Genomic DNA, 13,787 nt, shown 5'->3' with positions numbered 1-13,787 from the left:
GTGCGTCTGCTCCACCCCGACGGCACCGTCGTCCACCTCGCGTACTGCACCAACGTGCACCCCGCCGAGGACCTCGACGGCGTACTCGCCCAACTGGCCCGGCACGCCGAGCCGGTACGCGAGCGGCTGGATGTGCCGGTGCTCGGCCTCGGTCTGTGGCTGGCCCGCGACGCCGCGGCGGCCCTCGCCGCGGACGACGGCGCGGTGGGCAGCCTCCGCCGGGAGCTGACCGCTCGTGGTCTGGAGGTCGTCACCCTCAACGGCTTCCCCTACCGCGGTTTCCACGACCCTGTCGTCAAGCACGCCGTCTACCGGCCGGACTGGACCACACCCGACCGGTTGCACTACACCCTCGACCTCGCCCGCGTGCTCGCGGCACTGCTGCCCGACGACGCCGCGCACGGCAGCGTCTCCACCGTGCCGCTGGGCTGGCGGACCCCGTGGACGGCTCAGCAGGCGGGTGAGGCCGCCCGTTCGCTCGACACGCTGGCCGGCGGCTTGGCCGCCCTCGCCGGTGACACGGGCCGGACGATCCAGGTCGGTCTGGAACCCGAGCCGGGCTGCGTCGTCGAGACCTCCGCCGAGGCCGCTCGGCACCTCGCCGACGTGGACACCGACCGCATCGGTATCTGCCTGGACGCCTGCCATCTGGCGGTCGGCTTCGAGGAGCCGACCGCCGCACTCGGCCGCCTGGACAGGGCCGGACTCCAGGTCGTCAAGACCCAGGCGTCCTGCGCCCTGCAGGCCGACGACCCGTCCGATCCGGCAACGCGAGCGGCTCTGGCCGCCTTCACCGAGCCGCGCTTCCTGCACCAGGTCCGGGAGCAAGGCACCCCGCTCCGGGCCGTGGACGACCTGGACGCCGCCCTGGCCGGCGGGCTGCCGGGCCGCGATCCCTGGCGCGTCCACTTCCACGTTCCTCTGCACGCCGCCCCGGAGCCCCCGTTGACCACGACGCGTCCCGAACTGGAGGCAATCCTCGCCGCCCTGCTCGGCGGGGACACCGCCCGCACCGCTCACGTGGAGGCCGAGACCTACACGTGGGGGGTCCTCCCTGAGGACCGCCGACCGCAGGGCCCCGGGGCCCTCGCCGACGGCATCGCCGCCGAACTCGCCTTCACCCGTGACCACCTGATCTCGCTCGGCCTCAAGGAGGTCACCCCGTGAGCCCTGCCCCCCTGCTCGTCCTCGACGTGGTGGGCCTCACCCCCCGGCTGCTCGCCCACATGCCCCGCCTGCGCGCCCTGGGGGAGGCGGGCTTCACCTCACGCCTCGACACCGCGTTCCCCGCCGTCACCTGCACCGTGCAGTCCACACTGCTCACCGGGCAGCCCGCCACCGGCCACGGCATCGTCGGCAACGGCTGGTACTTCCGCGAGCTCGGCGAGGTGCTGCTGTGGCGGCAGCACAACGCCCTCGTCGGCGGGGACAAGCTGTGGGACGCGGCCCGGCGCTCCCATCCCGGCTACCGCGTCGCCAACATCTGCTGGTGGTACGCAATGGGCGCCGACGTCGACCTCACCGTCACCCCGCGGCCCATCTACTACTCCGATGGCCGCAAGGAGCCCGACTGCTACACCCACCCACCGCAGCTGCACGACGAACTCACCGCCAAACTCGGCACTTTCCCCCTGTTCACCTACTGGGGGCCGACCGCCTCCATCACCTCCTCTCGATGGATCGTCGACGCCGCCCGGCACATCGTCGCCACCCACGCCCCCGACCTCACCCTCGTCTACGTCCCCCACCTCGACTACGACCTGCAGCGGTACGGGCCCGACGATCCTCGCGCCGCCGCGGCGGCGGCCGAGGTCGACCGGGTCCTCGCCCCACTGCTCGACGACGCCGCCGCGCGCTCGATCACCGTGGTCGCCCTCTCCGAGTACGGCATCACCAACGTCACCAAGGCGGTGGACGTCAACCGCGTTCTGCGCCGGGCCGGGTTGTTGCACGTCCACACCCAGGACGGCATGGAATACCTCGCCCCCTGGACGTCGGCCGCCTTCGCCGTGGCCGACCACCAGGTCGCCCATGTCTACGTCGCCGACCCAGCCGACACCGATCACGTCCGCGAGCTGCTGGCCGGCACCGACGGCGTGGCCGAGGTGCTCACCGAGGCCGGCAAGAAGGCGTACGGCATCGACCACCCGCGCGCCGGGGACCTGGTCGCCGTAGCCGAGCCCGACTCCTGGTTCACGTACTACTACTGGCTCGACGACGACCGCGCCCCGGACTTCGCCCGTCTGGTCGAGATCCACCGTAAGCCCGGCTACGACCCGGCCGAACTGTTCATGGACCCGAAGGACCCCAGGGTCAAACTGCGCGCCGCCGCCGCGCTCGCCCGAAAGAAGCTCGGCATGCGCTACCTCATGAACGTCGTCCCCCTCGACCCGTCCCCGGTACGCGGCAGCCACGGCCGCCTGCCCGACCACCCCGACGACGGTCCCGTACTGCTGTGCTCCCGCCCCGGCGAGGCGCGCGACCACTACGACGTGACCGAGGTCAAGGACCTGCTGCTGCGCCTGGCCGAGATCCCGCCCAGCGCCGCCCCGACCCCCTGACCGCCGAACCGAGTCACCACAGAGCCACGAACCACCGGAGGAACCGAGATGCCACGCCCGATCACCCTGTTCACCGGCCAGTGGGCCGACCTGCCGTTCGAGGACGTGTGCCGGCTGGCGGCGAAGTGGGGGTACGACGGGTTGGAGATCGCCTGCTGGGGCGACCACTTCGAGGTCGACAAGGCCCTGACCGACGACGACTACATCCCGCGCCGCCGCGCCCTGCTGGAGAAGTACAACCTGCGCTGCTGGACTCTGTCCTGCCACCTGACGGGCCAGGCCGTGTGCGACCACCCCATCGACGAGCGCCACAAGGGCATCCTCCCCGCCCGCATCTGGGGCGACGGCGAGCCGGAGGGCGTCCGGCAGCGCGCCGCGCAGGAGGTCAAGGACACCGCGCGCGCCGCTGCCGCATTCGGGGTGAAGACCGTCGTCGGCTTCACGGGCTCCTCGATCTGGCACACGGTGGCGATGTTCCCGCCGGTTCCGCCGGAGATGATCGAGCGCGGCTACGCGGACTTCGCCGAGCGATGGAACCCCATCCTCGACGTTTTCGACGAGGTCGGCGTGCGCTTCGCCCACGAGGTCCACCCCTCGGAGATCGCCTACGACTACTGGACCACGGTGCGCACCCTGGAGGCGATCGGCCACCGGGAGGCGTTCGGGCTCAACTTCGATCCGTCACACTTCGTCTGGCAGGACCTGGACCCGGTCGGCTTCCTCTGGGACTTCAAGCACCGCATCTATCACGTCGACTGCAAGGAGTCGGTCAAGCGGTTCAACGGGCGCAACGGCCGCCTCGGGTCCCATCTTCCGTGGGCGGACCCGCGCCGTGGTTGGGACTTCGTCTCCACCGGGCACGGGGACGTGCCCTGGGAGGCGTGCTTCCGGATGCTCAACTCGATCGGATACGACGGACCCATCTCGGTGGAGTGGGAGGACGCCGGCATGGACCGCCTGGTCGGCGCCCCGGACGCTCTGCAGTTCATTCGCAAGCTCGTGGCGATCGAGCCGTCGGCCCAGTCCTTCGACTCGGCTTTCTCTTCGGGCGACTGATGACTTCGCGACCAACGCCTCACCCCCGGCGGTGGCCGGCGCCCGCCCGGTAGGGCCACAGCCGACCACGGCGGGTCGTGCCCCTGTGGTTCCGCGATGGCCTCTCATCCGGCCGTGCCCGCACCGGGTGGGAAGGGCTGCATGGCCTGCGAAGGCGGCGGTGCACCTTGCGGTCCGCTCCTGGGATCAGGACGCTCGTTTGACGCTCTGCGCTGTCCCGCCCGCGGAGACGCGCGAAAGCTGCGACGTGCCGCCCGGCGGGTGCGAGGGTGTAGGTGACGATGGTCAACCCGGGGTCGGCGGGGACTTCGAGGGCGTTGTAGTCGAGGTCGATGTCGCCGACGTCGGGGTGGTGGAGAAGCGCTGCTGGCAGCTGCGGTAGTACTCGACGTCGTGGGTGGTCCGGCGCTGGGCGAACTCTGCGCTGTGGGTCGCGAGTTCTTCGATGAGGTCGGCGAGGTCGGTGTCGGCGGGGGTGCGGGCAGCTTCGGCGCGCCGTCCGCCTACCGCGTCGTGGGCGATGCCCTCCTAGTCGCGGTAGAAGCCTCGGGCGCGGGGGTCGCGGAAGACGAAGCGGGCCAGGTTGGGCGGCTGCTCGTCGCTGTCGAGGGCCTCTGCGTACAGGGCGCGGGCGAGAGCGTTGGTGGTGGGGATGTCCAGGTGGGCGTTGCGGACGAAGGCGGCGGCCCCGTCATGGTGTCGAGGATCTGCTGGAGGCTGGGCCGTACGTGGCTGGTGCCGTCGTCGCGGTGGGGGTTGTCGGCGGCGCTGACCAGCGCGGCCAGGTGGGCGCGTTCGACATCGTCCAGGCGCAAAGCGCCGGCGAGGGCGTCGAGGATGTCCTCGGAGACACCGCCGACGTTGCCGCGTACGATGCGGGTGTCGCACTCTACGCTGATGGCGGCGAGCTGGGAAACTTCTGAGCGTCGCTGCCCGGAGACCTGCCGCCGCCCCGAAGTCGGGCAGGCCGGCCTCCTTGATCGACACCGCCACCATCGCCTGACCCGCAGGAGTGCTCCGCGAGAGGGCTGCGGGCCCTCTCGCCGCGGCATCACCTGGTGTCCGCGCGGCGCGGTGGTTCGCCCACCCGACACCGGACAACCCAGCGCCGGAGCCCGGCCCGTACCGCCGGTACACCCCTCCACAGGAACTCCCTGACGGCCGCGGAACGCGGTTGGGTGGAATGCGGACGAGCCCTGCGACGCCCGGACGCCGCCGGTGAACGTTTTCTCCCTGTTGGATTGGAGCCGTGTGAGCTCCCCGGTGATCCCAAGTACCCCGCGCGAGCGGACGGTCGGCCTGCCCCTGGCCGCCGTTCTCGCGTTGCTGACCGTCTTCCCGTTCCACGTCTGGCTTGCGCTTGCGGAAGCTGAACCACTTGCGGATTACCTGCACCCCGCCGTACGGGCTGTTCTGCCGATGTTGAGGAGTCCCGCGCGGGCTGCCGGGCACGATGCGGTGCGCCCTCGATCACGGTCAACAGCGAGACACGGCCTGGGGCGGTGGGAGTTTCGTCATATGCCGGCATGGGGGACCGGTAACCACGGGCGCCTTGAGCCGGTGCAGCATCCCGTCACGGTGGGCGAAACCGAGAAGCCGGCAAGGCATCCAAAGGCATCCAGGTGACCAAGTCGTACAGCGCGATGCCGCCTATCCCGCCCGGATCTGTGCGCGGACTGCCAGAGCAGGGCCGCCACGGAGCAAGCGCAGGCCGAAGCCGACGAACGCGAGCGCCAGGAGGCGGAAACCCAGCAGGCCGCGCGGACGGTCGGTGGCCGGCCACTTCCGCTCTCGCGCCTGACCCGTGCAAGTCTTCCGCCCAGCGCGGGCAACCCTCGCTGGCCCTGGGCAAGCCGGAACCAGCATGCTGAAGACCGAGGGCGAACCGGGCAACTCCCCAGCTCGAACACGTTCGTTACGATCGGGTTATGACTGCGAGAAGAGAGCCGATCAGCCGCCGGGAGCGTCCGGCGAAGCCCGCGCTGTCCAGGCGCTGGATCGTGGACACCGCCGTGCGGATCATGCGAGCCGAGGGGCTGGGGAAGGTCACGATGCGCCGCCTGGCGCAGGAACTGGACACCGGTCCGGCGTCGCTGTACGTCTACGTCGCCAACACCGCCGAGCTGCACGCGGCCGTCCTGGATTCCCTGCTCGGCGAGGTCGACCTGACCGGACGGGACGGCGGTGCGGACTGGCGCGAACAGCTCCGCGCCGTCATGGCGTCGTACACCCAGGTGCTGTTCGAGCACCCGCAGCTCGCGCGGGCCGCGCTCGTCGCCCGCCCGAGCGGCGAGAACTACCTGCGCCTGGTGGAGCGCATCCTCGATCTTCTCTCGCAGAGCGGGGCCGGCCGCGAGCAGGTCGCCTGGGGGGTGGACAAACTGCTCCAGGATGCGACAGCCACCGCCGCCGAGCACTCGACGCGGGAGCACGACCCCGCCTCCGAGGAGGACTGGAACGCCACGGTGCGTGCACTGCACGCCGTGGACGCCGCCAGGCATCCGGCGATCACCGCACACATGCCCGCCCTGATCGGCGGCTCGGTGCCGGACAGGATCCGCTGGAGCTTCGACGTCCTCGTCAACGGCATCACCCACACACCCGTCCCGGGCGCAGGGGACTGAGCCCGGGGCCGGGCGGCCCGCCCTGACGGCGGATGCGGCCGGGGACGCGAGTCTTCCTCGCCCTCACCCTCGGACGAACTTGTTCGCAACGAACGTGTTCGTTACGGTGGAGGGGTGGCCCAGGCATCCTGTGCCGCCCCGTCGCGCACGCCGCCCCTGCGAGGAGCCGTTGCGGCGTCGGCGGCGATGACTCGGCGCACCGAGGCGTTCCCCTTACTGCTTTCGGAGGCCCCCATGAGCACCACTCATTTCCCGATCGCGATCATCGGCGCGGGTCTCGGCGGCCTGACCGCCGCCCGCGTCCTGCACGTCAACGGCATCGAGTCGGCGATCTTCGAGCTGGAGGCGTCGACGGCGGCCCGCACCCAGGGCGGGATGCTCGACATCCACGAGAACAGCGGGCAGAAGGCCCTGCACGCCGCCGGCCTCCACGACGACTTCATCAAGATCGTCCACGAGGGCGGTCAGGCCATGCGCCTGCTCGGCCCCGACGGCACGGTGCACGTGGCCGAGGAGGACGACGCCACCGGCGGCCGGCCGGAGGTGGACCGCGGCGACCTGCGGGATCTGCTGCTGGGCTCCCTGCCCGACGGCACGATCCACTGGGGCCGGAAGGTCACCGGGGCCCGGGCGCTGGGCGACGGGCGCCACGAGGTGACGTTCGCCGACGGCTCGGCCGTCACCACCGATCTCCTGATCGGCGCGGACGGCGCCTGGTCGCGGATCAGGCCACTGGTCTCGAGCGCCTGGCCCGCCTACACCGGCATCTCCTTCGTCGAGACCGACCTGTTCGACGCCGACACCCGCCACCCGCGCAGCGCCGCGGTCGTCGGCGGCGGGTTCTTCATCGCCCTGGGGCACCGGCGCGGTGTCCTCGCGCACCGGGAGAGCGACGGCAGTCTCCACGTCTACACCGCGCTCAAGGCCGACGAAGGCTGGCTGGACACGGTCGACTTCACCGACCAGGCCGCCGCCAAGGCCGCGGTCCTCGCCCACTTCGAGGGCTGGGACGAGGGCCTGCGCGCCCTGGTCGCCGACGCGGACACGATCACCCCCCGCCGTATCCACGCCCTGCCCGTCGGCCACCGCTGGGACCGCGTCCCGGGCGTGACACTGCTCGGTGACGCCGCCCACCTGATGTCCCCCTTCGCCGGGGAGGGCGCCAACCTCGCCATGCTCGACGGCGCCGAACTCGCCCTGGCCATCGCCGCCCACCCCGGCGACACCGAGGCCGCCCTGGCCGCGTACGAGGAGGCCCTCTTCCCGCGCGGCGAGGAGTCCGCCGCCGAGTCCGCCGCCAACCTGGACACGATGTTCGGCGAGCGGGGGCTGGAGCAGATGGTCGCCTTCTTCACCTCGGGCCCGGCAGCCCAGTGAGGCCCGCTCTCACGGCCACCGCGCCCCCAGCCACCGAGCACCCCGCATCCAGGAGCAGTCCATGACGGAACCCCTGCAGCGCACCCTTCCCGTACGGCCGGGCCTCGACCTCGAAGTGCGGGAGGCCGGCACCAGCGGCAACCCGGTCCTCGTCCTGCACGGCGGCGCCGGCCCGTCCAGCATCGCGTCCCTGACCGATCACCTCGCACCGGATCACCGGGTGGTCGCGCCCACCCACCCTGGCTGGGAGGGCACCGTACGGCCCGACGATCTGGACTGCGTGCCCGCCCTCGCCGCCGTTTACCTGGACCTGCTCGGCCAGCTCTCACTGAACGACGTGACGGTGATCGGCACGTCCTTCGGAGGCTGGGTCGCCACCCAGACCGTCCTGGACGACCGCGAGGGCCGGATCTCCCAGCTCGTCCTCATGGACGCCATCGGCCCCGTCATACCCGGCCGGCACATCACCGTGCCCGCCGGGCCACCCGCTCTGGCTGCCGGAGGACCGGCGCCGCGGGGCGGACCGTCCGCGCGGTCGATGGCCGCCATGCGCGCCTACACAGGCCCGGTCATGGGAGACGTCGGCATGCTGCCCCGCCTTTCCACTGTGACCTGCCCGGTGCTGGTGATCTGGGGCGCCGACGACACCGTCGTCACCCCCGACTTCGGCCGCGCCTACGCCGCGGCGTTCCCCCACGCGCGGTTCGAACTCGTCCCCGGCGCAGGACACCTGCCCATCCGCGAGAAGCCCGAGGCGGTCTTCACCGCTCTGGACTCCTTCCTCACCCCCCGGGCCTCGGCCACCGGCCACTGAACTCTGCCCTCTGGTTCCCCGGCTGCGGGGTGCCACCGGCACCGCCCCTCGGCAAGCGGGCGCCCGCGGGACTCATCACGCGCGGTGGCAGACCGAGCACCCGCGGGCGGGGAACCGGCCATCCCTTTCATCCGCCGGAGGCATGATGACGAAAGATCGCGATTATTCTCGGCAGCACCCGCACCGGACGTGCCGGCGAACGCGTCGCACAACAAATCCTGGAGCAGGCCCGAGAGCGCGGCGACGCCGACTACGACCCGGTCGACCTCGCCGAGGTCGACCTGCCGCAGATCGACGAACCGTTCCCGCCCGCCATGGGCCGCTACACCCACCCCCACACCCGGCAGCGGGCCACGACTGTCGCCGCCTACGACGGCTACGTGCTCGTCACTCCCGAGTACGACCACCCCTTCCCCGGCGTCCTGAAGAACGCCCTCGACCGGGTCCATGCCGAGTGGAACAACAAGGCCGTCGGCCTCGTCTCCTACGGCTTCGACGGCTACGGGTTGCCCAGCATCCGGCAGGTGGCCGCGTCGACGAGGGCCTTGTTCGCGGTCGCGGCCTTCTTTTCCTTGATGCCGAAGTTCGTGAGGGTGAAGACCGCGACGCTGTGGGTGCCGGTGGCGTCGGTGTAGATCTCACTGGAGTAGCCGGGCAGGCCGCCGGTGTGACCCCAGACCGTGCCGCAGGGGGTGTCCACCTTCATCAGGCCCAGACCGTAACCTCCGCCTTCCTCCGGGGCGTCCACGGTGGTGCGCATCTGCTTCATCTGGGCCTCGGGCAGCAACCGGCCGGACACGAGCGCGGTGAGGAAGCGCTGCCAGTCCCGCGCGGTGGAGACCATGCCGCCTGCCGCCCACGCCCAGCTCGGGTCGACGGCGGTGGTGTCGATGTTGTCCCCGGGGCGTTCGGGCCCGGCGAATCCGACGCCCTCGGGCAGGTCCACGGTCCCGGAAAGGAGGGCCTTCAGACGCTTGGCGTCCGGTTCGTAGCCGGTCGCGTGGCGTTTCCCGGCGTGCCAGGCGGCGTCCGCGGCCAGGAACGAGTCCTTCATGCCGAGCGGCTTGGTGATCTTCTGCTCGATCAGCTCCGCCAGGCTGCTCCCGGTGGCCTTCTCCAAGATCAGCCCGAGGGCCTCGTAGTTGGCGTTGCTGTAAGAGTATTCCTCGCCCGGCTCGGTCGGCGGGTCCTGCTCGGGAGTGGTGGCGAGAAGGTCCTCCGGCCGCCATGTGCGCTGCTCCTGACCGGTGAGCGAGGGCAGGAACTCGGGCGTCAGCAGGAAGTCTCCCAGGCCGCTGGTGTGGTTGAGCAGCATCCGTACGGTGATGTGCTCACCGCCCTTGACCAGTCCGGGCAGCCACTTCTCGACCGTGTCGTCGAGGCCGATCCGCTTCTCGGCGACCTGTTGCAGGACGAGCGTCGCGGTGAGCGTCTTGGTGTTGGATCCGACCCGGAACCGGTCGCCGACGGCGAGGCGGTGGTCGTCCTTCGTCCAGGCGGCCTGGCGGGCGATCTCGACAGGCTTCCCGTCGCCGCGGTCGATCCGGACGATGACGCCCAGGGAGCCGGTGTCGGCCGCCTTCTGCGCGAGGACGCTCAGGCGCCCGGCGGCCGCCGTGTTCGCCGTACCCCACCCGGCCGCGGGTTCGGCCCCGTCCTGCCCGTCGTCCGAGCAGCCGACGAGGACCGCGCCCAGGCAGGTGGCCAACGCCACGGTCAGTGCCCCTCGAAGAACCCGGTGACGGCTGGACGGCGTGTGTGCGGACATGGCGGTTCCCTTCGGCGCGGGCAGTTGCTACGTGCGTGGAGGGATCCGGCGTTCACCCCGTCGAAGGCGTTGGAAGGCTCCGCGCACAGCGACCATTCAGCCAGCGGCGCGCCCCCGGCACATCGCTCGATGGAGGGCTTCCCTCCGACACGGGGTCACTCCAAGGAACGACCCCGCGGCAGACGGCGCCTCGCCGCCCGCCCACCGGGGACGGGTCAGGACAAGGTGTTCCTGGCCAGCACCGCAGCCTGCGCCCTGCTCTGACATCCGGTCTTCGTGAGCACACGGCTGACGTGTGTCTTCACTGTGTGCACGCTCACCACGAGCCGGTCGGCGATCTCGGCGTTGCTCAGGCCGTCGCGGATCAGACGCAGCACGTCGGCCTCCCGCTCGGTCAGTGTCCTCAGCCGCGCCAGCTCATGCTCGCCGGGGCGCCGCCGGCCACGGAGATGGCCCTCGATGATCCGATGGGTCACCGCGGGGCTCAGTGTGCTGTGCCCGGCCGCCGCGGCGCGTACGGCCCCGGTCAGCTCCTCGTACGAACTGTTCTTCAGGAGAAAGCCGGACGCCCCGGCGGCCAGCGCGTCGTCGACGTACTCGTCCAGGTCGAACGTCGTCAGCATGAGCACCCGGCTGCGCCCCGACCCGGTCAGTCCACGGCGCTGAAGCTCGGCCAGTGCCCACAGGCCGTCGCGGCGCGGCATACGGATGTCCATCAGCAGCACATCCGGCCGCAGCCGTGCGCACGCCTCGACGGCGTTCTCGCCGTCGTCCGCGGTGCCCACCACGGTGATGTCCGCCTGGCTGTCCAGGATGGCGCTCAGCCCGGCGCGGATGACCGGCTCGTCGTCCACGACGAGCACACTGATCTGCTCAGTCACCCGCACACTCCAACGACATCGTGGCCACCACGCGGAAACCGCCGTCGCCGGTCGGGCCTGCGGTGAGGTCGCCGCCCAGCGCACCCACGCGTTCCTCCAAGCTGACCAGACCAAGTCCGATGCCCGCATCGGCCGCGCCACGCCGCGCGGCGGGGCCGTTCACGACCTCGCAGCGCAACTGTCCCGCAACCGACTCGACACTCACCCGGACCGGCGCCCCGGGCGCGTGCCGACGCGCGTTGACCAGTGCCTCCTGCACGACACGGTAACCCGTCAGCTGCACCGCTCCCGGCACAGCCTCCGGCGCGAGATCCATCGTCAGCTCGACCGCTCCTCCCATGGCACGGTGACCGTCCAGCAACGCGTCCAATTCGGCAAGGTCCGGCGCCGGCCGGAGCGGGACCGCGTCCGCGGGGTCGCGCAGCATCCGCAGCAGGTCCCGCAGCTCACCGCCGCTCTGCCGGCCCGCCGCCGCCAGCCCGTCGACCTGGGCACGGGCCCAGTCGGGCAACTCGCCACCGCGGGCCCGCAAAGTCTCCGCGTGCACGACAAGCAGGGTCAGCGAGTGCGCGACCACATCGTGCATCTCACCGGCGATCCGCGTCCGCTCCCGTTGCGCGGCCTGCGCCGCCTCCAGAGCCTGCGCCCGGCGTGCGTCGGCGGCCCGCCGCTCCGCCGCGGCCAGCAGCGTCTGCCGCGTCCGTGCGGCGAACCCCATCACCCAGGCCAGCGGCATCGGGGCCAGCGCAGCGAGGACGTCCAGACCGCCCCGGAAGTCACTGGAATCGGTCGTCATCCGGTTCAGCCACAGACCCGCCACGCCCAGCACGGCGACGCCCAGCACCACCGACACCGTCCGCCTCCGGTTCGCACCGTGATGTCCCAGGTTGTAGAGCAGCACCGCCAGCGGCAGGAAGACCAGGGGTGACAGCTTGGCTCCCTCGCTCGCACTCCCCACCAGTGCCATCAGAAGAGCCCCGAAACCCACGACGAAGGCGGTGGCCGGTAGCCGCCGCCGCAGCAGCAGGACCACGACGCCGACCGCCTCGTACGCAGTGAGCGACGCCCAAGCCGGCCCAGAGGAATCCACGTACGGCTGCGACAGAAGCGCCGGCAGAAATGTCAGCACGACCAACCCGGCATCGGTGCCCCACCCGTGCCACCTGCCGTCCATCACTCCCATCCGTCCGACACTACTGATCCTTTCCGGACGCGGTCTTCCCGACGGACCGGCGAACCTGGCCGCTCGGACCGGCTGGGCCTCCGACCCTCACGCTGTTCGATGCTGGGCGGACGGAGGTCCCCGAGGACGTGGTGGCCGGTGCGAGGCCGGCGCAGGAGGCCAGGTGGGCGGCGCTCGGGAAGCCGCTGCCGTCGCCGACCATGACAGGGCAGCGCACCACGACACCTCGCCGTGGGCTGTGTGCTGAGCTCCTGGCGCACGTCAGGCAGCGCGGCCGGACACCGGGCTGCCGCGGATCCTGTGTCGTACGGTCCGATGTCGCGGTCGCCCACCGTCCGCTACGGATCTCACCGGACCCGGCGGTGCCGCCGGTACGGCCGGAAGATCCGAACCAGTACCGGGAATCAGGCCGCGACGAGCTCCTGCTCGCGGTCCGGCGTTCTGACCTCGGGCTTCCTGTTCGGCAGCGAGAGCCGGAAGACCTTGCGCCACGCGGAGAACACCTGCTTGGGCAGCGGTCCGGTGACGTACTCCAACTCGTACTTCTCGAACAGCGCGCGCACCTTCACGGCGACCTCGGCGTACCGGTTGCTCGGCAGGTCCGGGAACAGGTGGTGCTCGATCTGGTGCGACAGGTTGCCCGTCATGAAGTGCATGGCCCTGCTGCCGCTGATGTTCGCCGAGCCCATCATCTGGCGCAGGTACCACTGGCCGCGTGTCTCGCCCTTGATCGACCGGCGCTCGAAGACCTGCACGCCCTCGGGGAAGTGCCCGCACATGATCACCGAGTGGGACCAGATGTTGCGGACCAGGTTCGCGGTGAACGTGGCGGCGAGCGTGGGGAGGAACGACGGGCCCGACAGCAGCGGGTGGATCACGTAGTCCTTGAGCACCTGCTTGCGGATCTTGCGGCCCACGGCCTTGGCCCGCGCGCGGAACTCCGGGTTCTTGCGGCGGCGCTTGCTCAGGTTATTGCCGAGCTCCAGGTCGTACGCCGCGATGCCGTACTCGAAGAAGCAGGCGTTGATGAAGTTCCACAGCGGCTGGCCGAGGTGGAACGGGTGCCACTTCTGGTCCTCGTCGACGCGCATGATGCCGTAGCCGAGGTCGTTGTCCTTGCCGATCACGTTGGTGTACGTGTGGTGCAACTCGTTGTGCGAGTGCTTCCACTGGTCGGCCGGCGAGACGTGATCCCATTCCCAGGTGGTGGAGTGGATCTTCGGGTCCCGCATCCAGTCCCACTGGCCGTGCAGGATGTTGTGGCCGATCTCCATGTTGTCCATGATCTTCGCCACGGACAGACCGGCGGTGCCGAGCAGCCACGCCGGCGGGAAGATCGAGAACAGCAGCACGCCCCTGCTGACCAGTTCGAGCGTGCGCTGCGCCGAGATGACCTTACGGATGTAGGCGGCGTCTTTCTCCCCGCGGCCGGCGATCACCTCGTCGCGGATCGCGTCCAGCTCACGGCCTAGGTCCTCGATCTGCTCCGCGGTCAGGTGGGCGGTGGGGTCGATGGCGGTCAA

The 13,787-nt window shown here is 70.9% G+C and carries 12 protein-coding genes and 4 pseudogenes; 8 read left to right on the top strand and 8 right to left on the bottom strand.

Going from position 1 to position 13,787, the window contains the following annotated elements:
* The 3 genes from eboE to ABVB68_RS05585 are packed head-to-tail and all read left to right on the top strand — an operon-like array spanning nucleotide 1 to nucleotide 3,617.
* Nucleotides 1-1,167 carry a metabolite traffic protein EboE gene (eboE, locus tag ABVB68_RS05595; RefSeq protein WP_353599723.1) on the top strand — a complete coding sequence of 389 codons (1,167 nt, stop codon included), beginning with the start codon at nucleotides 1-3 and terminating at the stop codon, nucleotides 1,165-1,167.
* The gene (locus ABVB68_RS05590; protein ID WP_353599722.1) at nucleotides 1,164-2,561 is read left to right on the top strand and encodes an alkaline phosphatase family protein; all 1,398 of its coding nucleotides are present in this window, start codon (nucleotides 1,164-1,166) and stop codon (nucleotides 2,559-2,561) included. Before eboE ends, ABVB68_RS05590 begins: the two co-directional genes overlap by 4 nt.
* Before the next feature lie 48 nt (nucleotides 2,562-2,609).
* On the top strand, nucleotides 2,610-3,617 hold the full coding sequence (locus tag ABVB68_RS05585; protein ID WP_353599721.1) for a sugar phosphate isomerase/epimerase family protein: 1,008 nt from the start codon (nucleotides 2,610-2,612) through the stop codon (nucleotides 3,615-3,617).
* A 19-nt stretch (nucleotides 3,618-3,636) separates the two neighbouring features.
* On the opposite strand, the gene ABVB68_RS05580 is transcribed toward ABVB68_RS05585, so the two are convergent.
* Nucleotides 3,637-3,951 carry a hypothetical protein gene (locus ABVB68_RS05580; protein WP_353599767.1) on the bottom strand — a complete coding sequence of 105 codons (315 nt, stop codon included), beginning with the start codon at nucleotides 3,949-3,951 and terminating at the stop codon, nucleotides 3,637-3,639.
* Nucleotides 3,903-4,271: pseudogene (locus ABVB68_RS05575) on the bottom strand (MmyB family transcriptional regulator). Before ABVB68_RS05575 ends, ABVB68_RS05580 begins: the two are co-directional and overlap by 49 nt.
* Nucleotides 4,272-4,345: 74 nt before the next feature.
* Here ABVB68_RS05575 and ABVB68_RS05570 point away from each other — a divergent pair.
* The 5 genes and pseudogenes from ABVB68_RS05570 to ABVB68_RS05550 all read left to right on the top strand — a co-directional run.
* The gene (locus ABVB68_RS05570; protein WP_353599772.1) at nucleotides 4,346-4,540 is read left to right on the top strand and encodes a hypothetical protein; all 195 of its coding nucleotides are present in this window, start codon (nucleotides 4,346-4,348) and stop codon (nucleotides 4,538-4,540) included.
* A gap of 1,005 nt (nucleotides 4,541-5,545) precedes the next feature.
* Nucleotides 5,546-6,241, top strand: coding sequence for a TetR/AcrR family transcriptional regulator (locus tag ABVB68_RS05565; protein WP_353599720.1), 696 nt, complete (start codon nucleotides 5,546-5,548; stop codon nucleotides 6,239-6,241).
* A 234-nt stretch (nucleotides 6,242-6,475) separates the two neighbouring features.
* A complete protein-coding gene (locus tag ABVB68_RS05560) occupies nucleotides 6,476-7,618 on the top strand; it encodes an FAD-dependent oxidoreductase (RefSeq protein ID WP_353599719.1) in 1,143 nt (380 codons plus the stop codon).
* 61 nt (nucleotides 7,619-7,679) lie between these two features.
* A complete protein-coding gene (locus ABVB68_RS05555; protein WP_353599718.1) occupies nucleotides 7,680-8,432 on the top strand; it encodes an alpha/beta fold hydrolase in 753 nt (250 codons plus the stop codon).
* A 155-nt stretch (nucleotides 8,433-8,587) separates the two neighbouring features.
* A pseudogene (locus ABVB68_RS05550) lies at nucleotides 8,588-8,881 on the top strand (NADPH-dependent FMN reductase); the annotation flags it as partial.
* Nucleotides 8,882-8,931: 50 nt separating this feature from the next.
* Here ABVB68_RS05550 and ABVB68_RS05545 read toward each other — a convergent pair.
* The 6 genes and pseudogenes from ABVB68_RS05545 to ABVB68_RS05520 all read right to left on the bottom strand — a co-directional run bounded on the left by ABVB68_RS05545 (nucleotide 8,932) and on the right by ABVB68_RS05520 (nucleotide 13,787).
* Nucleotides 8,932-10,200, bottom strand: coding sequence for a serine hydrolase domain-containing protein (locus tag ABVB68_RS05545; protein WP_353599717.1), 1,269 nt, complete (start codon nucleotides 10,198-10,200; stop codon nucleotides 8,932-8,934).
* Between the two features lie 215 nt (nucleotides 10,201-10,415).
* The gene (locus tag ABVB68_RS05540) at nucleotides 10,416-11,087 is read right to left on the bottom strand and encodes a response regulator (RefSeq protein ID WP_353599716.1); all 672 of its coding nucleotides are present in this window, start codon (nucleotides 11,085-11,087) and stop codon (nucleotides 10,416-10,418) included.
* Nucleotides 11,074-12,255 carry a sensor histidine kinase gene (locus ABVB68_RS05535; RefSeq protein WP_353599766.1) on the bottom strand — a complete coding sequence of 394 codons (1,182 nt, stop codon included), beginning with the start codon at nucleotides 12,253-12,255 and terminating at the stop codon, nucleotides 11,074-11,076. The genes ABVB68_RS05540 and ABVB68_RS05535 overlap by 14 nt, the downstream gene beginning before the upstream one ends.
* Nucleotides 12,256-12,372: 117 nt before the next feature.
* Nucleotides 12,373-12,469 (bottom strand): annotated as a pseudogene (locus ABVB68_RS05530) (transposase); the annotation flags it as partial.
* Nucleotides 12,470-12,532: 63 nt separating this feature from the next.
* Nucleotides 12,533-12,610, bottom strand: a pseudogene (locus ABVB68_RS05525) (DUF6207 family protein); the annotation flags it as partial.
* Between the two features lie 58 nt (nucleotides 12,611-12,668).
* Nucleotides 12,669-13,787 (bottom strand): fatty acid desaturase family protein, encoded by a 1,119-nt coding sequence (locus ABVB68_RS05520; RefSeq protein WP_353599715.1) that lies wholly within the window; start codon nucleotides 13,785-13,787, stop codon nucleotides 12,669-12,671.

Source organism: Streptomyces sp. NPDC096012 (assembly GCF_040426375.1).
Classification (GTDB): Bacteria; Actinomycetota; Actinomycetes; order Streptomycetales; family Streptomycetaceae; genus Streptomyces.
The sequence above is the reverse complement of the archived record's forward strand: the minus strand, read 5'-3'. Positions and strand labels throughout refer to the sequence as shown.

Bases quoted from the DNA above. Each gene is read 5' to 3' on its own strand.
- ABVB68_RS05585 (WP_353599721.1), top strand. From the start codon at position 2,610: ATGCCACGCCCGATCACCCTGTTCACCGGCCAGTGGGCCGACCTGCCG.
- ABVB68_RS05565 (WP_353599720.1), top strand. From the start codon at position 5,546: ATGACTGCGAGAAGAGAGCCGATCAGCCGCCGGGAGCGTCCGGCGAAG.
- ABVB68_RS05560 (WP_353599719.1), top strand. From the start codon at position 6,476: ATGAGCACCACTCATTTCCCGATCGCGATCATCGGCGCGGGTCTCGGC.
- ABVB68_RS05555 (WP_353599718.1), top strand. From the start codon at position 7,680: ATGACGGAACCCCTGCAGCGCACCCTTCCCGTACGGCCGGGCCTCGAC.
- ABVB68_RS05545 (WP_353599717.1), bottom strand. From the start codon at position 10,200: ATGTCCGCACACACGCCGTCCAGCCGTCACCGGGTTCTTCGAGGGGCA.
- ABVB68_RS05535 (WP_353599766.1), bottom strand. From the start codon at position 12,255: ATGGACGGCAGGTGGCACGGGTGGGGCACCGATGCCGGGTTGGTCGTG.